This is a genomic window from Pseudomonas sp. 9_2_1 (genome assembly GCF_059295275.1).
Genome location: NZ_CM181239.1, coordinates 1,636,876 through 1,663,264, shown reverse-complemented (window position 1 = coordinate 1,663,264; position 26,389 = coordinate 1,636,876). Strand labels below are relative to the sequence as shown.

Sequence of the window (26,389 nt, the reverse complement as noted above, 5' to 3'; positions counted from 1 at the left end):
TAACTATTCAACCGAACAGTTCCAAGCCAAGCATTATTTGACTGAATTAAGTAGAAACTTACTGTTCGGCAGAAGCTGTCGGATACCTTCGAAAGTTTACAAACACCAACAATGCGATCACCACCAGCACCCCCACGGTGGCCATCATTACCGATGACACCGCCTGGTCGAACGCCAATCGCGCATTCACCGCGATTTCCTGCCCCAGCGGTGCGGGCATCTGCGCGGCAGCAGCCAGCGCGCTGTCGATCCCGTCCTGCAGGCGCACCGCGTCGGCGGCCTGCTCGGGCACTACCAGGGAGCGGCTGTATACCACCGACATCAGGCTACCCATGAAGGCGATGCCCAACCCCCCTCCCAACTCGTAGGAGATTTCCTCGGCCGACGCGGCCATGCCCGCTCGCTCCGGCGGCGTGCTGACCATAATGATGGTGGACGCCCCGGTCATGCTCGCCCCTACGCAAGCGCCCATGACGAACAGCAGCAGCAGTTGCAGGGCGACCGAATGGCTGAAACTGTACATGAACAGGCCAATGGCACCGGCGTAGATCAACAGTGCGAGCACCAGGAACCGGTCACAGCGAACCTTGGGCAGCATCCAACCGCTCAACGGACCTGCCACGATCGCACCCACAGAAAGGGGCAGGAAATACAGACCGGTCTCGAGCGGGGATAGCCCGACCACCAATTGCAGGCGCTGGCTCAGTACCAGGTTGATGCCCATCAGGCAGCCGGCCGCGGCCAAACTGGCGATGACCGCGGAGGAGAACGCGGGACTGCGGAAAATCTGCAGGTCGATCAACGGAAATCCACGCTTGCGCTGCCCCCGTACGAACAACCAGCCGAAGCCCGCGCAGAGGACCAACGCCCCTAGCGCCGCAGCCAGCGAGGGCTCAGGCTTGGCGAATTCCTTGATCAGGTACGCCAGGCTAATGAGCCCTACCATTGCCTGCAGGGAACCAAGCAGGTCCCATGGGCCGGCGTTGGCCTGCGGCGTGTTCCTGATCAGGAGCAAGGACAACACCAAGGCCACCAGCACAATGGGCACGTTGATCAGGAATACCGAGCCCCACCAGAAATGCTCGAGCAGCGCCCCCCCTATCAGCGGGCCTATCGCTGCACCACCGGAAGCCACGGCCGTCCAGACGCCAATGGCCAAACCGCGCTCACGCTCATCCTCGAAGGTCAGGCTGATGATCGCCAGCGTGGCCGGCATCATGGCCGCCGCACCGACGCCCAGCGCCCCCCTGGCCAGGATGAGCAGCGCGGAAGATGGCGCGGATGCAGCCAGAAGCGACGCCGTCCCGAACAGCACAAGGCCGATCACGAACAAGCGCTGGTGACCGATACGATCACCCAAAGTGCCGGCGCCCAGTAACAGGCCAGCAACTACCAAGGGATACATATTTATGATCCACAGCTTTTCGGAGGCAGATGCCCCGAGCGCATGGGTAAGTGTAGGCAAGGCGATGTAAAGGACCGTCATGTCGATCGCAACCAATAGCAAGGCGAAGGACAGAACGGCCAATACGAGCCATCGCTGGTAATTGTTGAACATTGGCATTCTCCCTGCCTTGATCAAGCCGATCACTGATTGTCGGCGCCGCATCCAAATAGGAACTCTGACCCTAGTAGACGGCCAACCGCATTGCAAAAATCAAATATTAAAAATTGTAAAGCAATCAATCTTCTCACAATAAATATAAAAAAATAGATTATATCCGTAAGATAATTCCTACATCATTGGATGAATAATGACGTTTTTATAATATAACCCCATCGCCTTGAGCGCTCCTCCACGCCCGCATCCGAAAAATCCGGCGGATTCGCCAGCCGCTCGGCGAACGCCAGCGCCGGCGCATGCAAGGACAACTCTTCGATCAGGAACTGCAGCCCGATGCCTGGGTCGTTGGCACACGCCAGTAAGGTGTCGAACAACGGGGCAACCCGCCTGCCGGACAACAGCGTGCCGTTCACCTCGGCTCCTGCAAGGGATGCGCCGACATTTCATCGAACTTTTCCCTCGCCAATCAGTTCCTTGAGTAACCGAGCCCCGCTCACCCCGGCCCAAGGAGTACTCCAGTGCTGCGCTACCTCTATACCCTGCGGCTTGGCTGCCTGCTGAGCACCCACCTGCTGGCTGCCGACCCCGCCCCCACCGAAGAACAACCCGCCGAGCCCGAACCGGTACTGCAAGGCGGCCTGCTGGGCGCCCTGGCCGATGGCCTGGACAGCGCCGCCCAGGAGCTGGACCTGGACGCCCATCTGGTCGATGCGTGGCGCCTGCGCACCGAACGCGCCGCCAAGGAGGTGAAACGCCTGGTTGACCGCCATTCAGCCAGCGACTCGCTGCAACTGGCCGGCAAATTCCTGTTGCTCACCCTCACCTGGGCGGCCGCCTTCGCCCTACTCACCAGCCTGGGCCGCTGGATGGCCACTGGCTGCGCGAGCGCAAACGCGCCAGCAGCCTGCTCGGCTACCTGCTGCCCTACACCCTGCCAGCGCTGGCCAGCCTGCCACTGACGCTGTACGTCAGCCGCTTCCTCGACCCCTCGGTGGCCCGCGCACTGGGGCTGAGCCTGGCCTACGCCACCAGCAGCGGCCTGTTCTCGACCTCGATAATCCTCTGCCTGATCACCCTGTTCGACGCCGACCACAAGCCCCCGGCCGTGGCCGTAATCAAGCGCCTGGCGCCACGCCCGCTGTTCCTCATCGGCTTCCTCGCGGCCTGGAGCGACGCCCTGACCAGCCCACAGATCGCCCGCCAGTTGGGCGGCAACATCACCGCCAGCGTCGCCGTGATTACCGGCCTTACCGCCACCTTCATCTTCGCCAGCCTGGTCATCCGCTTGCGCCGCCCGGTAGCCCACCTGATCCGCAACCGCGCGTTCAAGGACCGCGTGCAACACCGGGCCGTGCAGGAAACGCTGCGGATCTTCTCGGCGCTGTGGTACCTGCCGATCCTGCTGATGATCCTGGTCTTGGCGGTTCACCTGGTCGGTGCCGGCGCAGAAATGCCAGAAGGCCTTGCAGAAAGTCTTGCTGACCACCGTGCTGCTGGTCTCGACCGTGTTCCTCAGCACTTTGCTGCAACACCTGCTGGCCCCGCGTGAAAGCGACCCAGCGCAGCGCGTGCGGCCCTACGAGGAACTGCTGCGCAGCCTCGCCCACGCATTGCTGCGCATTGCCATGGCCGTAGCGTTCATCGAGCTGCTGGGGCGCATCTGGGGTTTCTCGGTGATCGACTTTGCCCTCAGCAACAGCCTGGGCCAGGCGATCAGCAACTCGCTGTCGAGCATTGGCCTGATCCTGCTGGTCACCTGGCTGTTGTGGGTGGTGCTCGATACCGCCATCCAGGAAGCGCTCAAACCCGCCGTCGGCCGCCGCAGTGCGCGCCAGCCGAGCACCCGCGTGCGGACCATCCTGCCGATGCTGCGCAACGCCATCAAGGTGATCCTGATCGTCATCTGCACCATCACCACCATGGCCAACCTGGGCATCAACGTCGCGCCGCTGCTGGCCGGTGCCGGGGTAATCGGCCTGGCCATCGGCTTCGGTTCGCAGCAACTGGTGCAGGATGTGATCACAGGGTTGTTCATCCTGATCGAGGACACCATCTCGATTGGCGACTGGGTGGTACTCGACTCCGGCCATGCCGGCACCGTCGAAAGCCTGACCATCCGCACCCTGCGCCTGCGCCTGCGCGATGGCAAGGGCTTCGTACACTCGGTGCCGTTTGGCCAGATCAAGGCGGTTACCAACCAGTCGCGGCAGTTCGCCTATGCGTTCTTTTCGGTGCAGTTCACGTATGACAGTGATGTGGATGCGGCACTGGGGCTGATCCATGAAGTAGGCAAGTCGATCAGCGAAGACCCGCTGCTGCGCATCAATCTGCAAGGCCCGCTGCAGGTGTTCGGGGTCGACCGCATGGACTTGAACGGGTTTGTGCTGACGGCGCAGTTCCGCACCATTTCCGGGGGGGCAGTATGCGGTAAGCCGGGCGTTCAACGAGCGGCTGAAGAAGCGGGTGGACCAGACGGAGAATGTGAGTTTTTGCCCAGGTGTATCCGCTGCCGGTGCAGGCGCTGGGGGCTTGATGTTGCCTGGGCTGGCCCTTTCGCGGGTAAACCCGCTCCCACAGGGACCCCATAGTTTTCAAAGCTGCGGTGATTCCTGTGTGGCTTTAGCCGCGAAAGGGCCGGCAAAGACAACATCACACCTGGCGGAATACCAAGGCTTTGAGCCCACCCGCCGGGTCAACATCCGGAAATTCCGGCGGGTTTTCCAGGCGCTCGACAAATGCCAGTGTCGGCGCCTGCTCCGCCATCCCCTCTATCAGGAATTCCGGCCCGATCCCCGGGTCGTTCACGCACGCCAGCACTGTCCCACCCTCGTTCAGCAGCTCTGGCAAGCGCCGCAAAATCTTCGCGTAGTCCTGAGTCAGCACGAAACTGCCGCGCTGGAACGTCGGCGGGTCGATGATGATCAGGTCATACGGCCCATACTTGCGCACCTTGCCCCATGACTTGAACAGCTCGTGCCCCAAGTACGCCACCCGCGAGGCATCGTGACCATTGAGCCGATGGTTGTCCCGTCCACGAGCCAGGGCCGACTTGGCCATGTCCAGGTTCACCACCTGCTCGGCGCCACCGGCAATCGCTGCCACCGAGAAGCCACAGGTGTAGGCGAACAGGTTCAGCACGCGCTTGCCTGCAGCCTGCTCGCGCACCCAGCGCCGGCCATGACGCATATCGAGGAACAGGCCGTTGTTCTGCCGCACGCCCAGGTCCAACAGGTAGGTCAGGCCGTCCTCGACCACCTCGCGTTGCTGGCATGGCTCGCCCAGCAGCCACTGGCCCGGGCTGTCGGGCAGGTAGCGGTGCTGGATGATGATGGCTTGACCAGTCCACAGTGGTTGCTCGGCCAGGCTGCGCAGCATGGCTTCCAGTTCGGCCAGCTGGCCTTCGGGCGGCTCGCGGAACAGCGCGACCGACAACACCCCTTGCAGCCAGTCGACGGTGACCTGCTCAAGGCCCGGCCAGCAGCGGCCGCGGCCGTGGAACAGGCGGCGGGTTTCCTGCGGGGCAGGGTCGAGGGCGGCGAGCAGGTGTTGCTCCAGAGTCTGGATGGGCGAGGTCATGGTGGGTCGCAGGCTGGCAAAAAGCGGCATTCTACCCCCTTGAGGGCGCTTTGCGCCCTATCGCCGGCAAGCCAGCTCCCACAGGTTCCGCGTAAACGTCAACGCCTGCGCATTCGCCGGAGCAGTGCAATAGCCAGTTCCCACAGTTACTGCGCAAGCCTCTGTGGGAGCTGGCTTGCCGGCGATAGGGCGCGAAGCGGCCTCAATGGCCCTTGACCACTAACACCTTGGGCCTGAACCACCAGCCCTGCTGCATCCCCGCCGCGGCCAGCAGGATCAACCCCACCCCCAGCCACTGCAGCGGCGCCAGGCGATGCCCGAACGCCACCCAGTCGACCAGAATCGCCGCAATCGGGTAGATGAACGACAGCGCGCCGGTCAACGCCGTGGGCAGGCGCTGGATCGCGCTGTACAACAGCACATACATCAAGCCGGTGTGCACCATGCCCAGGGTCAGCAGGCTGGTCAGCGCCGGCACTTCAACCGGCAGCCCGCCGAGCTTGACCCACGGCGCCAGCAACAGCACGCCTGTAGTCACCTGGATCAAGGCGATCAGATGCGGGGGTGTGCCACTGAGGCGCTTGATGATCAACGCCGCAATTGCGTACAGGAACGCCGCCCCCAAGGCCAGTGCGATGCCCAGCAGGTAGTCCTCGCCGCCCCCCTGCCCCGTGCCATGGGCGCTGACGATGGCCAGCATGCCGAGGAACGCCACGCTCAGCCAGGTGAGCTTGGCCAAGGTGATCTTCTCGCCTAGAAACAGCGCCGCCAGGCCTACCAGTATGAACGGCTGCACGTTGTACACCGCCGTGCCGATAGCGATGGACGCTCGCGAGTACGAGGCAAACAACAGCAGCCAGTTACCGACGATGGCCATGCCACTGACAATTGCCAACAGGAACACCGTGCGGCTGATCACACCTGGCCGCAGAAAACCGAACGCAGCGCAAATCACCAGCAACGTCACCGCGCCGAACACACAACGCCAGAACACTACGTCCAGCACCGGCTGACCCGATACCAGCACGAACCAGCCTATGGTCCCCGAAATCAGCATGGCAGCGACCATTTCCAGCGAACCACGGCGCAACGAACTGTCCATCCCACACCTCCCATTGACGATGGCAACAGTATGCGAAGGTTACTGGCGGGCCTTCCAGCGGAAAACCAAGGCAGATTGGAAAAATGACCTTTACTATCAAGGCGAATTACATAGTTTACCTAACGAGGCGAAAATGACGGATGACATCGACCAGACCCTGATCAATGCGTTGATGGAGGACTCGCGCCGCTCGCTCAAAGCCTTGGGCCAGGTCAGCGGGTTGTCCGCGCCCAGCGTCAGCGAGCGCCTGCGCCGCCTGGAAGAGCGCGGCGTGCTGCGCGGCTACACCGTGGAGGTGGACCCGCACGCGTTTGGTTACCAGTTGCAGGCGATCGTGCGCATTCGCCCTTTGCCGGGGCAGTTGCACGAGGTGGAGCGGCAGATCATTGCCATCCCCGAGTTCACCGAATGCGACAAGGTTACCGGCGAGGACTGCTTCATCGCCCGGCTGCACGTGCGCTCGATGGAGCAGCTGGACACCTTGCTCGACCGTATCAATGTACTGGCCGATACCAATACCGCGATCGTCAAGAAGAGCCCGGTCAAGCGGCGGTTACCGCCAATGAATTGATGTCAGCGGTGCCCCGAAAAGGCCCGCACTGGAAAAGCTGCCTATTTTTTGTACACAAGAATGTCACCTTAGGTGCCATTTTTGTGTGCACTTTTTAGGTAACGCCCCAATACGTTACACCGTACTCACAACTAATTTTGACCAAATGATCAACTAATTATGCCTCTTGAAATTTAAACCTGTTCATTTGGTCAACTTATAACTTCGTCATTTCATCAACTTATCTTTCAACTAGATAGATTCAAAATGATGGCCACCTGAAGTGTGCTTTTCCCTTGGCATGGAACTGGCTTTTGTGTGTTCGTGTTTTGTATACAAACCGACCAAAACATAAATACACAAGAACTCGCGACGCCGCCCCAACAGCGGCCGCCGCGCCCAGAACCCTGTGATGCCAACGCTGCACCGACGAGATGGCGAGCCCGTGCGCATGCCCGCTCATCGCAGTCACGTGCATCAGGAGCCCGCCGGAATGAGCAACAGCCTCGACCTTGCCCCTGAACTATCCGTCGCCAGCACCCACCCCGCTTCCACCCTCGCCGGCAACCCGCCGGAACTTGCCCTGAGCCCGCGCCTGCATAACCGCGACCTTGCCCCGACGCGCATCGAAGGCAGGCGCTGGGGGCGCTACAGCATCTTCGCTTTGTGGACAAACGATGTGCACAACATCGCCAACTATTCGTTCGCCATGGGCTTGTTCGCCCTCGGCCTGGGTGGCTGGCAGATTCTACTGTCGCTGGGCATTGGTGCGGCGCTGGTGTACTTCTTCATGAACCTGTCGGGCTACATGGGGCAGAAGACCGGCGTGCCGTTCCCGGTCATCAGCCGCATCGCCTTCGGCATCCACGGCGCGCAGATCCCGGCGCTGATCCGCGCGGTCATTGCCATTGCCTGGTTCGGTATCCAGACCTACCTGGCGTCAGTGGTGCTGCGCGTGTTGCTGACGGCCGTGTGGCCGCAACTGGCCGCCTACGATCATGACAGCATTCTCGGCCTGTCGAGCCTGGGCTGGGTTTGCTTCGTTGCGATCTGGCTGGTGCAGCTGGGGATCCTGGCCTACGGCATGGAGATGGTGCGCCGCTACGAGGCTTTCGCCGGCCCGGTAATCCTGATGACGGTCGCCTCCCTGGCGGTGTTCATGTACATCAAGGCTGACGCGCATATCGCCTGGTCGGTGGCCGCACCACTGACCGGCGTTGATATGTGGCGCAACATCTTCGCCGGCGGCGCGCTGTGGCTGGCAATCTACGGCACCCTGGTGCTGAACTTCTGTGACTTCGCCCGCAGCTCGCCGTGCCGCAAGACCATCCGCGTCGGCAACTTCTGGGGGCTGCCGGTGAACATCCTGGTGTTCGCCATGATCACCGTGGTGCTGTGCGGCGCGCAGTTCCAGATCAATGGCCAGATCATCGACAGCCCGACGCAGATCGTCGCCGCCATCCCCAGCACGCCATTGCTGGTGCTCGGCTGCCTGGCCTTCCTGATCGTCACCGTGGCGGTGAACATCATGGCCAACTTCGTCGCCCCGGCCTTCGTGCTCAGCAACCTGGCGCCACGCCACCTGAACTTCAAGCGCGCCGGGCTGATCAGCGCCACCCTCGCCGTGCTGATCCTGCCCTGGAACCTCTACAACAGCCCGCTGGTGATCGTCTACTTCCTGTCCGGCCTGGGCGCCCTGCTCGGCCCGCTGTACGGGGTGATCATGGCCGACTACTGGTTGCTGCGCAAAGGCTGCATCAACGTGCCGCAGCTGTACAGCGAAGACCCGGCCGGCGCCTACCACTACACCAAGGGCATCAACCTGCGCGCGGTGGCCGCCTTCCTGCCGGCCGCGCTACTGGCCATCGTCCTGGCCCTGGTGCCCAACTTCCACAGCGTGGCGCCGTTCTCCTGGCTGATCGGGGCCGGCATCGCCGCCGCCGTGTACCTGCTGATCGCGCCACGCCACCGCCAATACTTTGATGTCAGCGGCGAATGCATTGCCGTCGACCACAGCAGCCACTGACCGGGGAAAACCGAACATGCGTATCCTGATCGCCAACGTCAACACCACCGAAGCCATCACCGAAGCCATTGCAGAGCAGGCCCGCGCCGTGGCCTCGCCCGGTACCGAAATCGTCGGCCTCACCCCCTGGTTCGGCGCCGAATCGGTGGAAGGCAACTTCGAAAGCTACCTGGCCGCCATCGCCGTAATGGACCGGGTGCTGGCCTACGAGGGCCCTTACGACGCCGTGATCCAGGCCGGTTACGGCGAGCATGGCCGTGAAGGCCTGCAGGAACTGCTGAATGTACCGGTGGTTGACATCACCGATGCCGCCGCCAGCACCGCGATGTACCTGGGCCACGCCTACTCGGTGGTGACCACCCTGGACCGCACCGTGCCGCTGATCGAGGACCGGCTGAAGCTGTCCGGCCTGTATGACCGCTGCGCGTCGGTAAGGGCCAGTGGGCTGGCGGTGCTGGAACTGGAGGCCGACCCGCAACGGGCGGTGGAGGCGATTGTCGAGCAGGCCGAACGCGCTGTGCGTGAGGACAAGGCCGAGGTGATCTGCCTGGGGTGCGGCGGCATGGCCGGGCTTGATGAACAGATCCGCCAGCGCACTGGCGTGCCGGTGGTGGATGGTGTGAGCGCGGCGGTGACCATTGCCGAATCGCTGGTGCGCATGGGGCTGAGCACTTCCAAGGTGCGCACCTATGCCACGCCGCGGGCGAAGAAGGTGGTGGGTTGGCCGATGCGCTTCGGTCGCTAGCCTTCTGTTTACCCGTACCGGCCCTGTCGCCGGCAAGCCAGCTTCCACAGGGACTGCGCAAGGTTTGAGGCCTGCGGTACCTGTGGGAGCTGGCTTGCCGGCGACAGGGCCGGTCCTGCTAATCCATCATCCTGGCCAACCGCTGCGCACTGCCACAGGCCAGGGTGAATCCCAAGGCCCCATGCCCCAGGTTCAGCCACACATTGCGATACAGCGTGCCGCCAATCATCGGCACGCCGGTCGGTGTCGCCGGTCGCATCCCTGCCCATTCCACCGCCTGGCCATAATCTGCAGCCTTGGGCAGCGTCTCCAGCGCCAACCGCCGCATGCTCTGCAGCCTGCGTTTTTCTACCGACTCGTCGAAGCCGACAATGTCCACCATCGCCGCCACTCGCAGTTGCTGCCCCAGACGGGCATAGACAATCTTGCGTTCATAGTCGGTCAGGCTCAGCTCCGGCGCCTGGTGCCCGGCACTGATCGGTGCGGTCAGGCTGTACCCCTTCAACGGGTAGACCGGCAGCTTCATGCCTGGCAAAGCCAAAGCTGTGCCGCGATGCCCGGCACACAGCACCACCTGTTCGACGTCCAGCCGGTCGAGCCCCAGCTGCAGCGCCACCACCCGGTCCTGGTGCCGCACCAGTTGCGTTACCGGCTGGCCGAGCAGCAGACGACACTCGCCCGAAGCGCGCAGCAGCGCCGCCAGTCGCTGACAGAACAGGTGGCAGTCGCCGACTTCTTCATCGGGTGTAAATACGCCGCCTACGAACGGCGCGCCATCCAGTGCAGGTTCCAACACGCGCAGCTCGGCTGTACTCAGCACACGCTGGCTGGCCGGGTCCAGCAGCTGATCGCGGCCATGGGTGAAAGCGCGCTCGCTGCGAAAGGCCACCAGCTTGCCGTTTCGTCGCCAGGCAAAATCGCCGAAGTCCTGGCTTTCGCGCCATTGCGCCAGAACAGCCTGGCTGTGCAGCGCAAGGTCCAGCAACTGCGCGGCATTGCGGCGATTGACGCTGCGCCGGCAGGCCAGGGTAAACGCCAACAGCCAGCGCCACTGCGCCGGGTCCATGCGCAAGCGCAAGCGTAGCGGCGACTCACCCTGCAACAGCCAGCCCAGCGCCTGCCATGGCACGCCGGCGTCGGCCAGCGGTGCCACATAGCGATAGGACAATTGCCCGCCGTTGGCGAAGCTGGTGGCCGACGCCAGGCTGTCGCGGGCTTCGATCAGGTCGACCGAATGCCCCTCGCGGACCAGGGCGTAGGCCGTCGCCAGGCCAATCACGCCACCGCCAATTACCGCCACACGCTGTTTCATCGCTCATCCCTGTTCCGGCACCATCGCCGAACAGTACCAGCGGATCAGCTCGGGCAGCTATGCGCGCCGTCGTTCAGGCCCTGGCGCACGTTGCGGCTGAGCAGGCTGGCCTTGCCGTCATGCCAGGTCAGGGTCAGTACGTAGAGGGTGTCGAAGTCGTCGCCGCTCCAGTCCTCGGTGATCACCCGCTCTTCACCGAGGGCCTTGCCGGCCACGCTATTGATCAGCTCCGGGAGGTAACCGTGGGACCAGGCGGTGTACACCGTCGCGTTGCGGTATTTGTCGCTCAGCAGCTCATCGGCCAGTTCGTCGGTATCGTTGGCGCCGTAGTCGATGTTCACCGGCAGGCCCAGGCGGATGGCGCTGGGGGTGATGGTCATCAACGGGCGAATGTAGCTGTAGGTTTGCTCCTGGCTGCCTTCCTCGACATGCCGTGAAGGGTTGGCAGCGAACACATAGTCGGCCTTGCCGAAGCGCTCGGGCAACAGCGTGGCCAGATCCAGCGCACGGTTGAGGCCTTGGCAGTTCAACTGGCCCAGCCCCTCGCCCGGCTTTTCGGCATGGCGCAGGAACACCAGGGTCTGGGTGCCATCGACCGGTTGTGCCCGGCTTTCGATTGCCTCCATCGCCAACGGTACGGCGACGGCTGCAAGCACCAGGCTCAGCAGCAAGGGGCGACGACGGCGGAAGAATGTAGGCAACTTCATCAAGGCAGGCTCGTGTGGCAAAGAAAATCGGGTCTACCCGCCACATCGCCCCGCTTGCGGTATCACGGGGCGCCATTAGTAGTGAATGCCATCCTTGGCAACGAGTGAGGGTCAGAGTGCCCTGAACCCGTTTGGTTCCTCCCTGGAGGTGGATGCCGTTCCCTGGGCAAGGCTTAGATTAAGGGAACGGTGTTGCTGAATTGTGTACGGTGCCAGAACCTGGGTAATAGGTCGGTGCCCGTATGCAGGGCCCTCATCAATCATCCCGCGTCAGCACTTCCAGCAATTCGATCTCGAACGTCAGGTCCGAATTCGGCGGGATTGCCGCCATGCTGCGCTCGCCATAGCCCAGCTGGGCCGGCACCAACAGTTTGCGCTTGCCGCCGACCCGCATTCCAATGATTCCCTGGTCCCAACCCTTGATCACCCGGCCTGTGCCGATCACGCACTGGAACGGCTTGCCGCGCGACCAGGACGAATCGAACTCGCTGCCGTCGGCCAGCCAGCCGGTGTACTGGGTGGTGATCAGGGCGCCTTTGACGGCGGCTTTGCCTTCACCCTCGACCAGGTCGATGATCTGCAGTTCTTGGCTCACGGGGACACTCCAACGCTGGAAAACAAAGCCGCCCTTTTCTCAGGAATGCACCGGTTTGGCAAGTGTGTGCGGGGTCAGGCAAAAGATAGATGCACGGTGGCATTCTCTGGAGGCATGGCTGGGCGCGGAGGCGAGCCAGCCGTAGGGAGCGCATCAGGGCTGACAAGTGTACCGACCTGAATCAGCTGCTCTGCTCAAACACCTGCTGCCCGGTCATTTCCCTGGTCTGGTTGGCAAAACAGTACCAGGCAGGTTTCTCTTCAACGAAGATCTGCATATTGAAATCCCAGTCCTGGTCGCCGTCGAGCAGGCCGACCGGGACGGCATGGAAGTCGTTGGCCTTGAGCCGATAGTAGAGATGTGTGCCGCATTGGCCGCAAAAAGCGCGTTGAGCCCAGTCGGACGAATCGTAGACGCTGGGCGCACGCCCTTCGATCAGCGGGGGTTTGCTGCAATCGACCACCAGCAGCGGGCCGCCGGTCCACTTGCGGCACATGCTGCAGTGGCAGGCGCTGATGTGGGTATTGTCGACGGTGACGGTAAGCCGGGTAGCGCCGCACAGGCAGGTGCCGTGTTTTTCCAGGGCCATGGCTGGCTCCTTGAGCGGAAGATGGGCCTGCAAGTATAGATGCGCGCTCTTGCAGGAGCGGCCTTGTGTCGCGATGGGCTGCGAAGCGGCCCTAGGATTCAAGCGGACACGTTGGATCCTGGGGCCGCTTCGCAGCCCATCGCGACGCAAGGCCGCTCCTACAAGGGGCAATATCGGTCGGTCAGATGAACACAGTGCCGCGCAGGTACAGCGCCGCACGCCCACTGATTATCACCCGGCCATTGCCCGGCACTTCACACAGCAGCTGCCCTTTGCGCACACCGCCCTGCTCGCAGGTCAACACGTGCTTGCCCAAACGTTCGGCCCAGACCGGCGCCAGCGAGGTATGCGCCGAACCTGTCACCGGGTCTTCATTGACGCCAACCCGCGGGCCAAACCAGCGCGTGACGAAATCAAAGCCACGGCCTGCGGCGGTCACGGCGATGCCGCGCACATCGAACGCCGACAGCGCAACGAAGTCCGGCTTCAGCGTATCGAGCAACAGGGCGTCATCGATCACCACCACATAATCGTCGCTGTGGTACAGCGCCTGCGCCTGGCTAAGGCCCAACGCCTGGAGCAGCCCGGCCGGTACGTCCACGGCCACCGGTTGCTTGGCCGGGAAGTCCATGGCCAGCAGCCCGTCAGCGCCCCGGCTGACGCGTAGCTCGCCGCTGCGGGTATTGAAGCGCAGCACCTGGGCATGCTCGCCCAGTTGTTCGAACAGCACATAGGCCGAGGCCAAGGTGGCGTGGCCGCACAGGTCGACTTCCACGGTGGGCGTGAACCAGCGCAGGTCGAAGGTTCCCCCATTACGTACGAAGTAGGCCGTTTCCGACAGGTTATTCTCTTCGGCAATGCGCTGCAGCACGTCGTCCGGCAGCCAGCTCTGCAGCGGGATCACTGCAGCCGGGTTGCCACCGAAGGGTTCGGCGGAAAAGGCATCGACCTGGAAGATTTCGAGTTGCATGCACACACTCCTTGTTACCTGGGCGCTGCCAGGCGGATATCTGGGAAAAGGTTACAGGCGCACTGGGGTCAACACGGGTTCGCCGGCGAAGAACGCCTGCAGGTTGCGCAGCACCCGATTGACCGTAGCGCGCGCCGCTTCCTGTGACTGGCCGGCTACGTGGGGTGTGAGCACGGAGTACCCCAGCACCTTGACCGAGCGCGCCGCGAGTCATTACGGCATCGATTTCGTCGGCATGCCGCTGGATGGCGTCGGCAGGTGTTTCGGCACTTTTGCGGGCAAGCCCGCTCTACTGGCCGAAAGCGCGCCCCAGCCCACCCGGCACACCACTGCTGTCGGTGTCCTGCCAAGGTCCGTTCGGGCTCAGCGACCAGCTCCAGCCATTGTCGAATCGGTAGTAGGTGCGCTGGCGGTAGAAGGTATTGGGTTGCTTCTCTAATACGTAGACACCCAGCTTCGGGTCCCAGTGGCTGGCCCCCCCAGGCGGTGGCGCAAAGCTGGCCGAGGTACGTGGCATCGGCTTGGGAATCGCCGCCGGCTTGCTTGGCTGGGTGGACGGCTGCCCACCCGGCAGCGGCTTCACAACCGGCCCCTGCGGCGGCACCCGCTCGATCGGTGGCGCGGGCTGCTCGTACGGCTGATGCACCGTACACGCAGACAAACCCAGGGCCAGGGTGATCAGGGTCAGGCGGACGGTGCTGTGCATGGCAGTGCTCTCTTACTTGTCAGGGCTGTCGATGGTCAGGTGCTGGGTGGCCTGGCTGGCGCTGGGCATTGGCGCGCCCTGGCCAATCCACTCGCCATGGGTAGGCTGGCCAGCCCGTGACACACGTGCAACCAGTTGGACTTCGCTGAAGTCGGACAGTTTCATCTGCGGCATCATCGCATCGGCATCAGACAACTCCACCTCGATCGGCAACTGCGCCACCGTCACCCGCTTGGCCGCCAGCGGCATCGGGGGGCCATTGCTGGCGCGGGCAAAGATGAACACCGTGTCCTCCGGTTTGACCTTGTCCCGCAACGCGGCAGCCAGTTCTACCCGCACCTTCAAACGGGCCGTTGCTACTGCCGCCGCGGGCTCTGCGGCCTGCGCTGGCGAGCCGCCCAAGCGCTCGGCGGCGCGATCAATGCCGCCCTGCAGGGCCGCACGTGAGGTATCGCCTTCCGGCAACTGCGCCAGCAGGCGCTTCCAGTAGTCGATGGCTTCCTGATAGCGCTCGCCTTCGAACGCGGCAATACCGCGCAGGCCCAGGCTGGTCACTTCGTTGGCGTCGGCCTGCAATGCTTCGTCAGTCAAGGCCTGGAGTTGCGGACTCCATTGCTTGTCGGCGGCAAAGTACAAGGCCTGGGCCCACTGCCCGAGCAGCTCTGGCTGACGACCGGCAAGGGCCACGGCACGCTCGAAGGTACGCGCGGCATCAGCGGGGCGCTGATCGGCCATATAGGCGCGGCCGAGGAAGTAAAGGGCCTCGGCCGAATCCGGCTGGGCCTTGACCACGCGCTCCAGGCGGGTAGTCATTTCTTCCATCGACTTGGGTGCCTGGGCAAACTCCTGGGTCAGGGCCACCTTGTCGGCCGCACCAAAATGCAGGTACAGCCCCAGCGCCATCAGCGGCACCAGTACGGCCGCAAGCAACGGCAAGGCCTTGCCAAGATGGCCCTGACGGGGTGCCTCGGCGCCTTCGGTATCGGCCAGCAGCTCTCGGGCAGCCTCGTCGCGGCCCTTGGCCAGCTGCGCCTCGTCGAGCACTCCGGCGGCCTGCTGGGTAGCCAGTTCGGCGATGCGCTCCTGGTACAGGGCCACGTTCAGGGCGGTGCGGTCTTCTTCCGCCTGACGACGACGGCCACGCAGGATCGGGATCAGCAGGAAGCTGAGGGCAGCGAGCAGCAGCAGGCCCGCGCTAAGCCAGAATTCAATCATGGGTCTGTTCTTTATCCAGCAGTTTGGCGAGACGCTCGCGTTCTTCGGCAGACAACTCATTACCGCCCGGTGCGGCCGTACTGCGGCGGCGGCGCACGATCAGCGCCAGCACCACGAAACCACCCGTCAGCAATATTCCCGGGCCAAACCACAGCAGCCAGGTGCGGCCACTGAGCGCCGGCTTGTAGCGCACGAAATCGCCGTAGCGGTCGACCATGAAGTCGACGATCTGCTGGTTGTTCTTGCCTTCACCGAGCATGCGAAAGATTTCCCGGCGCAGGTCGGCGGCAATCGGTGCGTTGGAATCGGCGATGTCCTGGTTCTGGCACTTGGGGCAGCGCAGTTCCTTGGTCAGCTGCTGATAGCGCTCGCGCTCGGCATCATCGCGAAACTGATAGGTGTCGATGGCTGCCTTGGCCACACTCGCTACGCCCAGGCCCAGCACAACGGCTGCCAGCCAGCGCTTCATGGCTTGGCCTCGTCGACCAGGCCCTGATACAGCGGCGCCAGCTGCTCACGCCACACGGTGGCATCGACGATGCCCACGTGCTTGTAGCGGATCACACCCTTGGCATCGATCAGGAAGGTTTCCGGCGCGCCATACACGCCAAGGTCCAGGCCCAGGCTGCCCTGCTCGTCACGGATATCCAGCTGGTAGGGGTTGTGGAATTCGGCCAGCCACTTCTGCGCGGCGGCGTTGTCGTCCTTGTAGTTGACCCCGTGAATCACCACGCCCTGCCGGGCCAGCTGGTTCAGGTAAGGGTGCTCGACCTTGCACGACGGGCACCAGGTGGCCCAGACGTTGACCAGCGCCGGGCGGCCGTGCAGATCGACCTGGGTCAGCGTGCGGTCACCCTGGGTCGAGGCCAGGGAAAACGCGGGGAATGGCTTGCCGATCATTGCCGAAGGCAGCTCGTCGGGCTTGAGGAACAGCCCCTTGTACAGGAACACCACCACCAGCAGGAACACCACCAGTGGGACTACCATGATCCAACGCTTCATGCAGCTGCTCCAGACACGCCCAGGGCCTCACGCACCCGGGTCTTGACCTTGACGCGGTAGCGCCGGTCGAGGGCCGCCAGCAACCCACCCAGGCCGGTCAGCAGACCGCCCAGCCAGATCCAGCGGACATAAGGCTTGATGTGCACGCGCACGGCCCAGGCGCCGTTTTCCAGTGGCTCGCCGAGGGCAACGTACAGGTCACGAGTAAAGCCGGCGTCGATGCCGGCCTCGGTCATCATCGACTGCTGCACGGTGTACAGGCGCTTCTCCGGGTGCAACGTGGTGACCTCACGGCCATCGCGGCTGACCACCACGGTGCCCCTGTCGGAGATGAAGTTCGGCCCTTCGAAATGCCTGGCACCCTGGAACAGGAACTGGTAACCGCCCAGCTCCACGCTTTCGCCCGGCGCCATGCGCAGGTCGCGTTCGGCGCTGTTGTTGCTCGACAGCACCACGCCCAGCGCGCACACCGCCAGGCCCAGGTGCGCCAGTTGCATGCCCCAGTAGCTGCGACCCAGGCCTGGCAAGCCCTTGATCAGGCCTTTGTGGCGGGTCTTGTCGAAGATGTCACGGAGCCCGCCGAGCACCACCCAGGCGGCCAGGGCGAAGGCGGTCAGGGTCGGCCAGTCGAAGTCGTCGACGATGAAGCCGGCAGCCGGGGCGAGGATGGCGCTGCCGATCAGCACCGGGGTCATCATGCTGACCAGCCATTTGCCCGGGGTGTCCTTCCAGCGCACCAGCACGCCCACGCTCATCACCACCATCAGCAAGGCCATCAGCGGCAGGAACAAGGCATCGAAGTACGGCGGGCCGACCGACAGCTTGGCCCCGGTAAGCGCATCGAGCACCAGCGGGTACAGCGTACCGAGCAGAATCATCGAGGCCGCCACCACCAGTACCAGGTTGTTGGCCAGCAGCAACGTCTCACGCGACCACAGGGTGAAGCCGACCTGGCTCTTGACCACGGGCGCACGCAGGGCGAACAGGGTGAGCGAACCACCGACCACGAACAACAGGAAGATCAGGATGAAAATGCCGCGCGACGGGTCGGCAGCAAATGCGTGCACCGAGGTGAGCACGCCGGAACGCACCAGAAAAGTCCCCAGCAGGCTCAGCGAGAACGCGGCAATGGCCAGCAGCACGGTCCAGCTCTTGAACACACCGCGTTTTTCGGTCACTGCCAGCGAGTGGATCAGCGCCGTGCCCACCAGCCAGGGCATGAACGAGGCGTTTTCCACCGGGTCCCAGAACCACCAGCCCCCCCAGCCAAGCTCGTAATAAGCCCACCAGGAGCCCAGGGTGATACCCACCCCGAGGAAGGCCCAGGCGACAATGGTCCAGGGCCGCGACCAGCGCGCCCAGGCTGCGTCCAGACGACCGCCGAGCAAGGCGGCGATGGCGAAGGCGAAGGCCACCGAGAAGCCCACATAGCCCATGTACAGCATCGGCGGGTGGACGATCAGGCCGAAATCCTGCAGCAGCGGGTTAAGGTCACGGCCATCGGTCGGCACCTGCGGCAGCAGCCGCTGGAACGGGTTGGAGGTGATGATCAGGAAGCTCAGGAAGCCCACGCTGATCATGCCCATTACCGCCAGCACTCGGGCCAGCATCACCTGCGGCAACTGCCGCGAGAACACCGACACGGCGAACGTCCAGCCGCCGAGGATCAGCGCCCACAGCAGCAGCGAACCTTCGTGGGCACCCCATACGGCACTGAACTTGTAGTACCAGGGCAAGGCGCTGTTGGAGTTGCTGGCTACATAGGCAACCGAGAAATTGTCGGTCATGAAGGCATGGGTCAGGCAGGCGAAGGCAAAGGCCAGGAAGGCAAACTGCCCCCAGGCCGCCGGCCGCGCCAGGCTCATCCACAGGCTGTCGCCACGCCAGGCGCCGAGCAGCGGCACGCTCGCCTGCACGATGGCAAAGCAGATGGCCAGGATCATTGCCAGCTGGCCGAGTTCGGGGATCACCAGTGCAGCGTTCATGGCTTGGCCTCCGCGCCGGCGGCGGCCTGGCCGCTTTCCTTCAAGGCCTTGGTGACCTCGGGTGGCATGTACTTCTCGTCGTGCTTGGCCAGCACCTCATCGGCCACGACCACGCCTTCGGCGTTGACCTTGCCGAGGGCAACAATACCCTGCCCTTCGCGGAACAGGTCGGGCAGGATGCCGCGGTAGGTGATGGGCACCGACTTGTTGAAATCGGTGACCACGAAGCGCACGTCCAGCGAGTCGGCCGAGCGCTGCACCGAGCCCTTCTCGACCATGCCGCCGGCGCGGATGCGCGTATCCTGCGGCGCTTCGCCGTTGGCGATCTGGGTGGGTGTGTAGAACAGGTTGATGTTCTGCTGCAATGCGCTCAAGGCAAAGCCGACGGCAACCCCGACGCCGACCAGCAGGCCGACGATGAGCAACAGGCGTTTCTTGCGCTGCGGATTCACTGGTTGTTCTCCCGGCGCAAACGGCGCGCCTCTTCTTGCAGGTAACGACGGCGGGCCAACAGGGGTGCGGCGACATTCAGCGCCAGCACTGCCAGGCAAATGCCATAGGCCGACCACACGTACAGGCCATGGTGGCCCATGGCGAGAAAGTCACCGAAGGTGGCAAAACTCATTGTGCCGCCCTCCGCCCCAGGCTGTTCAACACTTCGTCCTTGACCCAGCTGGCGCGCGCTTCGCGCTTGAGCACTTCAAGGCGCATGCGCAGCAACAGCACGGCGCCGAAGAAGCAGTAGAAGCCCAGCGCCGTGCACAGCAACGGCAGCCACATCTCGGCGGGCATCGCCGGTTTTTCGGTCAGGGTGAAGGTGGCGCCCTGGTGCAGGGTGTTCCACCACTCCACCGAATACTTGATGATCGGGATATTGATCACGCCGACAATCGCCAGCACCGCGCAGGCCTTGGCCGAACTGTCACGGTTACTGATTGCCTGGCCCAGCGCAATGATGCCGAAGTACAGGAAAAGCAGGATAAGCATGGACGTAAGTCGTGCATCCCAGACCCACCAGCTGCCCCAGGTCGGCTTGCCCCAGATGGCGCCGGTGACCAACGCCACGGCGGTCATCCAGGCGCCGATCGGCGCGGCGCATTGCAGGGCGACGTCGGCCAGTTTCATCTTCCACACCAGGCCCACCACCCCGGCCACTGCCAGCAACACATAGCAGGACTGCGCCAGCATCGCCGCCGGCACGTGGATATAAATGATGCGGAAACTGTTGCCTTGCTGGTAATCCTCGGGCGCAAAGGCAAGGCCCCAGGTGATGCCGACCGCCAGCAGCAGCACGGCAGCGCCAGCCAGCCAGGGCAGCATGCGGCCGCTGATGGCATAGAACCATTTGGGGGAGCCCAGCTTGTGGAACCACGTCCAGCTTATTTTCATCAGGGTACATCCAGGGTATTTGCCGGGCTTGAGAGCCCGGGACTCGTTATTCGCCAACGCTGATCTTCAGGCCAGCCGCTATCGCAAAGGGTGCCAGGGTCACGGCCAGGGCCGTCAGGCTGGCGAGCCAGAGCAGGTGGCCGGTTGCGGGCATATTCTGCAACGCCGCCTGCAACGCACCACTGCCCAGGATCAATACAGGGATATACAACGGCAGAATCAGCAATGCCAGTAACAAACCACCACGCTTCAGACCGACCGTCAGCGCGGCACCTACCGCACCCAGCAAACTCAACACCGGCGTACCCAGCAACAAGGAAGCGAGCAACACCGGCAAGCACTGGCTGGGCAGCCCCAGCATCAATGCCAGCAGTGGCGCCAACAGTACCAGTGCCAGCCCGGAAAAGATCCAGTGCGCCAGCACCTTGGCCAGCACCAGCAGCGCCAGCGGATGCGGCGACAGCACCCATTGTTCCAGCGAGCCGTCTTCGAAATCGCTGCGGAACAGGCCGTCCAGCGAGAGCAGCACCGCCAGCAGCGCCGCCACCCAGACCAGGCCTGGCGACAAGGTTTGCAACAATTGGCTTTCCGGGCCGACCGCCAGCGGGAACAAGGCCACGACGATGGCGAAGAACACCAGCGGGTTGGCCAGCTCGGCCGGGCGCCGGAACAGCAGGCGCGCTTCACGGCGCAGCAGCAGGATGAATACGCTCATGCGGCCCACTGCCCCAGGTTCAGCTCACGGTAACCGGACGGCTTGCGGTCGAGCGTGTGGTGGGTGGTCAGCACCACCGTGCCGCCCTGCTCGCAGTGGGCTGCCAGGTGCGCTTCAAGTTGCGCCACGCCTTGCTTGTCGAGGGCGGTGAACGGCTCGTCGAGAATCCACAGCGGCGGGCAGGCCAGGTGCAGCCGGGCCAGGGCCACGCGGCGCTGCTGGCCGGCAGACAAGGTGTGGCAGGGCACGTCTTCGAAACCGCGCAGGCCTACTGCCTGCAGCGCCGCCCAGATCGCATCGCGGCTGGCGGGCTGGTGCAAGGCGCATAACCAGGTGAGGTTTTCCTCGGCAGTGAGCAGGTCCTTGATACCGGCGGCATGGCCGATCCACAGCAGGATGCTGGCCAGGGCATGGCGCTGCTCGGCCAATGGCTTGCCGCCCAGCAGGATCTGCCCGGCGGTCGGCTGCATCAGGCCCGCCAACAGGCGCAACAGGCTGGTCTTGCCACTGCCGTTGGGGCCGCTGATCTGCAGCATGTCGCCGGGCCGCAGCTCGAAAGCGAGGTGCTCGAACAGCAGGCGCCAGTCGCGCTCGCAGGCCAGGCCTGCGGCTTGGAGGTGAAGGGTCACGGTTTCGCCTTATCTTGGTAGGGCCCAGCCCGATATTTTGCCTGTTTCGCGGGCAAACCCGCTCCTACCGGTACCGCGCAGCGCTCGGATGCTGCACAAAAACCTTGTGGGAGCGGGTTCACCCGCGAAGCAGGCAACACCGCGCTGACGCCCTCATGTCTCAAGTCGCCCCCCGCGCTGCCGTTATACTGGCAACCACGGGCGCTCGGCATTATTACACGCGCCGCCGCGCTGCCAAGAGGCCGGGCTCGACAGGTTGTATACAATCATGACTGAAATCAATAGTCTCGGCACACAAACCGCGATCAACAACCAAGCCATGAAGGCGGGCATGACCGGCGAACTGCTGCGCCTGATCCAGGCACAGCCCGGTTTGCTGGCCCCCGGCGAGACCGCGCAGGCCCAGGTAGTGTCGTTGCGCCAGACGGGCCAGGAATTCCAGCTGGTGCTGCGCCTGATCCAGGCCAACGGCGTGCAGACCCAGCTGCAAGCCAGCACCAGCCAGCCCCTGCCCCAAGGCAGCCAGGTCACAGTCAGCCAGACCGAAGGCAATCGCCTGGCGATCCTGCTGCAGCAAGCCAACGCCAGCCAGATCGCCACCCTCACCCGCCTCGATACCAGCAAAGTGCCAGTGGGCACCCTGCTGCAAGGCAAGGTCGTGACCAATCAGCTGCTGCCCCAGGGCCCTGGGCAACCCGCCGCCTACCGGGCGCTGGTCAGCCTGCTCAACAGCGCCCAGGCCGGCGCTACCCTGAGCATCGACAGCCCGCGCCCGCTGGCCATCGGCAGCCTGCTCAGTGCGCTGGTGCAGGGCGACCAGTCGCTGCGCTTCGTGCCGCTTAGCGGACGGCAGGACCAGCTCAATATTGCCCAGCAGCTGCTGACCCAGCAAAACCGCCAGGCCTCGCTGCCCGGCCTGCTTAACGCCCTGCAACAGCTGACCCGCGACCCAGGCGTCGAGGGTAACCTGCGGGCCAGCGCCGAACGCCTGCTGGCCGGCCTGCCGGACGCGCGGCAACTGGGCGACGCCAAGGGTGTGGCCCAGGCCTTGAACAACAGCGGGGCCTTCCTCGAAGCGAAACTGCTGGGCGGCTTCCCTGCCACCGTCGCTACCGACCTGAAGGCGCACCTGCTGCGGCTGGTGGCGCAGGCGCCGATCAACCCGACCGGCGCCCCCAACCTGGCCCCGGCCAGCCTCGCCGTGACCATGCCGGCGCTGGCACGCGGCGCACTGGGCATGCTCGAGCGGGTCAGCCCCAAACCGCAGCCCGGGGCCTTCCCGCTGCCGTCGCGCCTGCTCAAGGCCATGGAAGAAGAAGGCGACCTGCAGCAACTGCTGCGCCTGGCCGCTGCTGCCGTTTCACGCCTGCAAAGCCACGCCATGAGCAGCCTGCAGCAAACCGGCACACTGGAAAACGGCAACCTGCAGAGCACCTGGCAAACCGAAGTGCCGATCCGCCACGGCCAGGAGTTCATCCCCTTGCAGGTGAAGCTGCAGCGCGAGGAAACCCCGCAACAACAGGCCGACCGTCAGCATGAGGCGCAAGACCCGCTACAAGCCCTGTGGCGCATCGAGCTGGCCTTCGACCTCTCACCACTGGGCCCCATGCAGGTCCAGGCGCAACTGAGCCAGGGCCGGCTGAGCGGGCAGCTGTGGGCAGAACGCGAACAAACCGCGCGGCTGATCGACACCCAGCTCGGCGCCCTGCGCGAACGCCTGCTGGCCCGCGGCCTGGATGTCGGCGACCTGGAATGCCACCCCGGCACCCCGCCACAAGGCCCGCGCACGCGGGTAGAGCAACGCTGGGTGGATGAAAACGCATGACTCAGAAGCATCCCCGCCAGGCCATCGCCCTGAGCTACGACGGCCAGCAAGCCCCCACCCTCAGCGCCAAGGGCGACGATGCACTCGCTGAAGCCATCCTGGCGCTGGCCCGCGAACACGAGGTGCCGATCTACGAAAACGCCGAATTGGTGCGCCTGCTGGCGCGCCTGGAGCTGGGTGAGCAGATCCCGGAGGCGCTGTACCTGACCATTGCAGAGATCATTGCATTTGCCTGGCAACTGCGCGGCAAGGTGCCGCCCGGCTTCAGTGACGAACCCGCCACGCCCCGCGACATCACCCCGGTAACCCTGCTGCCGCCACCAGGCGACAACCGGTAGCTATCTACCACCCCCAGTCGGCGTCACCCGTTCAGCCTTGCCCTTTCCAAAAATGAGCAAGGTGAACACCATGTCCACGACCCGCATCAACGCCGCCGGCGTGCAGTATGTTCGCGACCACCTGCGCCAGGTGCCTCGCCCGGACCAGGAGGCCAGCCGCGCCCTGCGCCAATGGCTGGCCAGGCAGGGCCATGATCTCGACCCCACGCAGATCGACGTGGTTACCTTGCATCACGCCCCCGATGTGCGAGCTGGCCACTTGGTCGCGGTCACTCAGCGTGCAAGCCTGGTCGAGGCTCTGCTGGCCAACTGGCCGGGGGTAACCAACAACGATCTGTTCGGCGCCCTGTTTCGCCAGCCGTGGGCCGGCAGCTTGCCTGGCGGTCCGCTGCGCCTGGTCGAGACCTTGCCGGCACCGGCGCTCAACCACTATGGCGCCCCATACCAGGTATTCAACGGGCTGTTCCGCCGAACCTCGCCGCAACGCTATGACGCCTCGACCCTCCTGCCGATAGCCGCCGAGGCATTGCAGCGCTTCATCGCCGCCCTGGACTTCCATATCCCCTTCAAGGCCCAGCTGGACCGCTACTGGCGAGACCACCTGAACGGCCACCGGCTGGCCAGCAAGCTCAACTTCATCGCAGCTTGTAACAAACAGGTCAGCGAAGGCAGCCTCAGCGAGGCAGCAAGAAGGTTGATATGGCAAGCCGGCGGGCTGATGCCACGTGACAGTGCGCTACGGGTGAGCATGTTGAACATCTACGGCTACGCAGCCACCGATCTGTTGTGCCTCAAGGCCCCCGCCAGCGGCTTGATCGTGCTCTATGTTCCCGGCAACAGCTCGCCGCTGCTGGAGTTCGCCAGCGAAGACCTGCTGAAGGACTGGGTAGGCCAACAATGCAAAAACCCTGACAGACGCGCAGCGCTGAAGCAGCATTTCAGGCTGGCGGACGCCCCCCAGGGCCTCGACTTCAGCGGCCTGGATACAGCCCTTGAGGGTTTGGCCGCGTACCCTGCCCGGCATCCGTTACCGCCTGAACATGGCTTTTTCAACGACGACGGCAAGTGGTCACCGCGCACCTACGTGAATTACCGTCAGGAAAAATACTCGCCCGACATTGATGGTGACCTGTTTCAGGCAATGGCAGACCACCAGCGCCAACGCAGTTACGACGACGCAGCCTTTCTGATCACCACCGACAGCCAGGTCAGCAAAGCCCGCTGGGGCGGTTACCTGTCCAGCACCCTCAGCCTGTTGGCTCCGTTGTGCCTGGTAGTACCCGGGCTGGCGCCATTGCTGGCTATCGGCGGCATCGCGCAACTGGGCCTGGGGCTGGACCAGGCCATCAATGGCAAGTCGCTGCACGAAAAGCAGGATGGCGTCGGCAACATCACCTGGGGCCTGTTCAATGCCGTGCCGTTGGCTATCGCAGGCGCCACCAAGGCCCAAACCCTGTTCGAGTTCAAACTCGATGGCTTCGTGCCGCCCACCCGGCTGAACGAGCAGATCGGTTACCCGGCGAGCCCGGTCTCAGCCCCGCGCTTGCCAGCCCCGGAAGGCGTGCCCTATTTCCATATCACTGAGCCGATCCCGCCACTGCCCGATTGCGATCAGGCCATCGCCGACGCTGTCATCCGCGTGCCCCAATACGACAGCAATGTCGACCACCTCGATGCCTGCATCGACGGCTACACACAGCGCATGGTCTACGACCTTCAACGTGATGTGTTCATTCGCGAAGGGGATCTGAACGAGATCGAGCCCACCGGTTACGTTGCCCAGGCTGGCCGCCGCGACCTGGTCGCTGCGCCCGCCAGTCGCGTGCCCGGCAATGGCATGCGCAGCCAGAGCCTGCGTGCCCTGGGCGTAGAGCTCAGGTTGCCGGTAGATATCCCGGTGCAGGCCAGCAACAGCTACCCGATTCCGAAGACCATTTCGTGCCTGTGGGTAGGCGACCGCACCATCAGCCCCAAGCTCCTGGCCAACCTGGACAATAACGCTGCCCGGCTGAAGGACAGCGAGTACGAGTTGCGCCTGTACCTTGGCAAATCCGCCCCTCAGGCCTATGCCGAAAACCTTGAACTGCTGGCCGAACATGCGCCCGGCCTGCAAGTACTGCCACTAGAGGAGCAAGCGTTCTTCAGGGCCTTTCGCCAAAGCCGCTACTACGCACAGTACGACGCGGCCCTGGATGGCAACGGTGGTATCGCCACCAACTACGCCTCGGCATCCGATGTGCTGCGCTACCCGATGCTGCACCATGAAGGCGGCTTGTACATGGACGTCGACGACACCTTGCTTGGCACTGGCGAATACCCGCAGGTCACCGACGGGCAAACCGCCGGCAGCCCTGGCGAAGCTATCGACCAGGTAACGCTGGCCACCACCCCGGATGGCCTGCTGCTGGCGCCGCCCATGTCCAATGAAAAGCTGGGCATGAACTGCCTGTACAATACCAGCCTGATAGGCAGCCACCCGGGCAATCCGTTGCTGGAGGCCATATCCGAAGAAATCCACGCCCGCTACCAGACCAACCAGGACTTCTACGACAGCAAGCCGAGCCTGGCCGATGATCCAGCCAACTTCTACCGCTATGCCAACCGCCTCAGTCGCCTTACCGGCCCAGCCATGCTCACCGACGTCGTCGACCGTCACCTGCCAGGGCTGCGTACCCTGCGCCAGCTGATCAACCTTTACGCCATACCCCGGATCAATGCCTACCGGTTCGTCGACCTGGCCCAAAGCCAAAAGGCCATGCGCACACTGCTGCCACTCAACCGCTTCGCGAGGGTTGGCGGCAATCATTCCTGGAGCCACTCATGAGCCGGCAGCAGACCCGGCCTGGTCG

Annotated in this window: 24 protein-coding genes and 3 pseudogenes; 7 read left to right on the top strand and 20 right to left on the bottom strand. The window is 63.9% G+C overall.

Annotation, left to right across the window (positions count from 1 at the left end; translation table 11 throughout):
- Positions 1–58: 58 nt before the first annotated feature.
- Together AC5O5I_RS07510 and AC5O5I_RS07505 are read right to left on the bottom strand one after the other, a co-directional pair.
- Entirely contained in the window at positions 59–1,558 is a 1,500-nt protein-coding gene (locus tag AC5O5I_RS07510; protein ID WP_494512281.1) for an MFS transporter, read from the bottom strand.
- A gap of 182 nt (positions 1,559–1,740) precedes the next feature.
- Positions 1,741–1,929, bottom strand: a pseudogene (locus AC5O5I_RS07505) (class I SAM-dependent methyltransferase); the annotation flags it as partial.
- Positions 1,930–2,082: 153 nt separating this feature from the next.
- Here AC5O5I_RS07505 and AC5O5I_RS07500 point away from each other — a divergent pair.
- Positions 2,083–4,097: pseudogene (locus tag AC5O5I_RS07500) on the top strand (mechanosensitive ion channel family protein).
- A gap of 116 nt (positions 4,098–4,213) precedes the next feature.
- Here the strand turns inward: AC5O5I_RS07500 and AC5O5I_RS07495 are convergent.
- Both AC5O5I_RS07495 and AC5O5I_RS07490 read right to left on the bottom strand, forming a co-directional pair.
- Entirely contained in the window at positions 4,214–5,140 is a 927-nt protein-coding gene (locus AC5O5I_RS07495; protein WP_494512743.1) for a class I SAM-dependent methyltransferase, read from the bottom strand.
- Positions 5,141–5,342: 202 nt separating this feature from the next.
- A complete protein-coding gene (locus AC5O5I_RS07490) occupies positions 5,343–6,242 on the bottom strand; it encodes a DMT family transporter (protein ID WP_172229292.1) in 900 nt (299 codons plus the stop codon).
- Between the two features lie 133 nt (positions 6,243–6,375).
- Here AC5O5I_RS07490 and AC5O5I_RS07485 point away from each other — a divergent pair, with 133 nt between their 5' ends.
- From AC5O5I_RS07485 to AC5O5I_RS07475, 3 genes are all read left to right on the top strand, one after another.
- Positions 6,376–6,813 (top strand): Lrp/AsnC family transcriptional regulator, encoded by a 438-nt coding sequence (locus AC5O5I_RS07485; protein ID WP_172229294.1) that lies wholly within the window; start codon positions 6,376–6,378, stop codon positions 6,811–6,813.
- Positions 6,814–7,285: 472 nt separating this feature from the next.
- Complete coding sequence (locus AC5O5I_RS07480) at positions 7,286–8,818, top strand: NCS1 family nucleobase:cation symporter-1 (RefSeq protein WP_172286680.1); 1,533 nt, start codon at positions 7,286–7,288, stop codon at positions 8,816–8,818.
- Between the two features lie 16 nt (positions 8,819–8,834).
- Positions 8,835–9,563 (top strand): aspartate/glutamate racemase family protein, encoded by a 729-nt coding sequence (locus AC5O5I_RS07475; protein WP_494512280.1) that lies wholly within the window; start codon positions 8,835–8,837, stop codon positions 9,561–9,563.
- A gap of 118 nt (positions 9,564–9,681) precedes the next feature.
- Here AC5O5I_RS07475 and AC5O5I_RS07470 read toward each other — a convergent pair whose 3' ends face one another.
- The 16 genes and pseudogenes from AC5O5I_RS07470 to ccmA form a co-directional block, all read right to left on the bottom strand.
- Positions 9,682–10,875, bottom strand: a complete 1,194-nt coding sequence (locus tag AC5O5I_RS07470; RefSeq protein ID WP_172228634.1) for a D-amino acid dehydrogenase — start codon at positions 10,873–10,875, stop codon at positions 9,682–9,684.
- A 44-nt stretch (positions 10,876–10,919) separates the two neighbouring features.
- A complete protein-coding gene (locus tag AC5O5I_RS07465; RefSeq protein WP_172228636.1) occupies positions 10,920–11,582 on the bottom strand; it encodes a histidine phosphatase family protein in 663 nt (220 codons plus the stop codon).
- Positions 11,583–11,838: 256 nt separating this feature from the next.
- A complete protein-coding gene (locus AC5O5I_RS07460) occupies positions 11,839–12,177 on the bottom strand; it encodes an FKBP-type peptidyl-prolyl cis-trans isomerase (protein ID WP_172228638.1) in 339 nt (112 codons plus the stop codon).
- Between the two features lie 181 nt (positions 12,178–12,358).
- Positions 12,359–12,766 (bottom strand): GFA family protein, encoded by a 408-nt coding sequence (locus tag AC5O5I_RS07455; RefSeq protein ID WP_172286683.1) that lies wholly within the window; start codon positions 12,764–12,766, stop codon positions 12,359–12,361.
- Positions 12,767–12,947: 181 nt separating this feature from the next.
- On the bottom strand, positions 12,948–13,736 hold the full coding sequence (locus AC5O5I_RS07450; RefSeq protein ID WP_172286684.1) for a PhzF family phenazine biosynthesis protein: 789 nt from the start codon (positions 13,734–13,736) through the stop codon (positions 12,948–12,950).
- A 51-nt stretch (positions 13,737–13,787) separates the two neighbouring features.
- A pseudogene (locus AC5O5I_RS07445) lies at positions 13,788–13,922 on the bottom strand (2-hydroxyacid dehydrogenase); the annotation flags it as partial.
- 103 nt (positions 13,923–14,025) lie between these two features.
- The gene (locus AC5O5I_RS07440; RefSeq protein WP_172228644.1) at positions 14,026–14,442 is read right to left on the bottom strand and encodes a hypothetical protein; all 417 of its coding nucleotides are present in this window, start codon (positions 14,440–14,442) and stop codon (positions 14,026–14,028) included.
- Positions 14,443–14,454: 12 nt separating this feature from the next.
- Positions 14,455–15,657: a c-type cytochrome biogenesis protein CcmI gene (gene ccmI, locus AC5O5I_RS07435; protein WP_494512279.1), complete on the bottom strand. Its 1,203-nt coding sequence runs from the start codon at positions 15,655–15,657 to the stop codon at positions 14,455–14,457.
- Positions 15,650–16,126, bottom strand: a complete 477-nt coding sequence (locus AC5O5I_RS07430; RefSeq protein WP_172228648.1) for a cytochrome c-type biogenesis protein — start codon at positions 16,124–16,126, stop codon at positions 15,650–15,652. Before AC5O5I_RS07430 ends, ccmI begins: the two co-directional genes overlap by 8 nt.
- Entirely contained in the window at positions 16,123–16,659 is a 537-nt protein-coding gene (locus AC5O5I_RS07425) for a DsbE family thiol:disulfide interchange protein (RefSeq protein ID WP_172228650.1), read from the bottom strand. Before AC5O5I_RS07425 ends, AC5O5I_RS07430 begins: the two co-directional genes overlap by 4 nt.
- The gene (locus AC5O5I_RS07420; RefSeq protein ID WP_172286687.1) at positions 16,656–18,629 is read right to left on the bottom strand and encodes a heme lyase CcmF/NrfE family subunit; all 1,974 of its coding nucleotides are present in this window, start codon (positions 18,627–18,629) and stop codon (positions 16,656–16,658) included. Before AC5O5I_RS07420 ends, AC5O5I_RS07425 begins: the two co-directional genes overlap by 4 nt.
- 11 nt (positions 18,630–18,640) lie before the next feature.
- Positions 18,641–19,096 carry a cytochrome c maturation protein CcmE gene (gene ccmE, locus AC5O5I_RS07415; protein WP_172230176.1) on the bottom strand — a complete coding sequence of 152 codons (456 nt, stop codon included), beginning with the start codon at positions 19,094–19,096 and terminating at the stop codon, positions 18,641–18,643.
- On the bottom strand, positions 19,093–19,269 hold the full coding sequence (gene ccmD, locus AC5O5I_RS07410; RefSeq protein ID WP_012273475.1) for a heme exporter protein CcmD: 177 nt from the start codon (positions 19,267–19,269) through the stop codon (positions 19,093–19,095). Before ccmD ends, ccmE begins: the two co-directional genes overlap by 4 nt.
- Complete coding sequence (locus AC5O5I_RS07405) at positions 19,266–20,033, bottom strand: heme ABC transporter permease (RefSeq protein WP_172230178.1); 768 nt, start codon at positions 20,031–20,033, stop codon at positions 19,266–19,268. Before AC5O5I_RS07405 ends, ccmD begins: the two co-directional genes overlap by 4 nt.
- 46 nt (positions 20,034–20,079) lie before the next feature.
- Complete coding sequence (ccmB, locus tag AC5O5I_RS07400) at positions 20,080–20,748, bottom strand: heme exporter protein CcmB (RefSeq protein WP_172288588.1); 669 nt, start codon at positions 20,746–20,748, stop codon at positions 20,080–20,082.
- Entirely contained in the window at positions 20,745–21,377 is a 633-nt protein-coding gene (gene ccmA / locus AC5O5I_RS07395) for a cytochrome c biogenesis heme-transporting ATPase CcmA (protein ID WP_172230182.1), read from the bottom strand. Before ccmA ends, ccmB begins: the two co-directional genes overlap by 4 nt.
- 268 nt (positions 21,378–21,645) lie before the next feature.
- Between ccmA and fliK the strand changes: the two genes are divergently transcribed.
- From fliK to AC5O5I_RS07380, 3 genes are all read left to right on the top strand, one after another.
- A complete protein-coding gene (gene fliK, locus AC5O5I_RS07390; RefSeq protein ID WP_494512278.1) occupies positions 21,646–23,202 on the top strand; it encodes a flagellar hook-length control protein FliK in 1,557 nt (518 codons plus the stop codon).
- Entirely contained in the window at positions 23,199–23,540 is a 342-nt protein-coding gene (locus tag AC5O5I_RS07385) for an EscU/YscU/HrcU family type III secretion system export apparatus switch protein (RefSeq protein ID WP_172230186.1), read from the top strand. Before fliK ends, AC5O5I_RS07385 begins: the two co-directional genes overlap by 4 nt.
- Before the next feature lie 70 nt (positions 23,541–23,610).
- On the top strand, positions 23,611–26,364 hold the full coding sequence (locus tag AC5O5I_RS07380) for a dermonecrotic toxin domain-containing protein (RefSeq protein ID WP_494512277.1): 2,754 nt from the start codon (positions 23,611–23,613) through the stop codon (positions 26,362–26,364).
- Positions 26,365–26,389 lie beyond the last annotated feature (25 nt).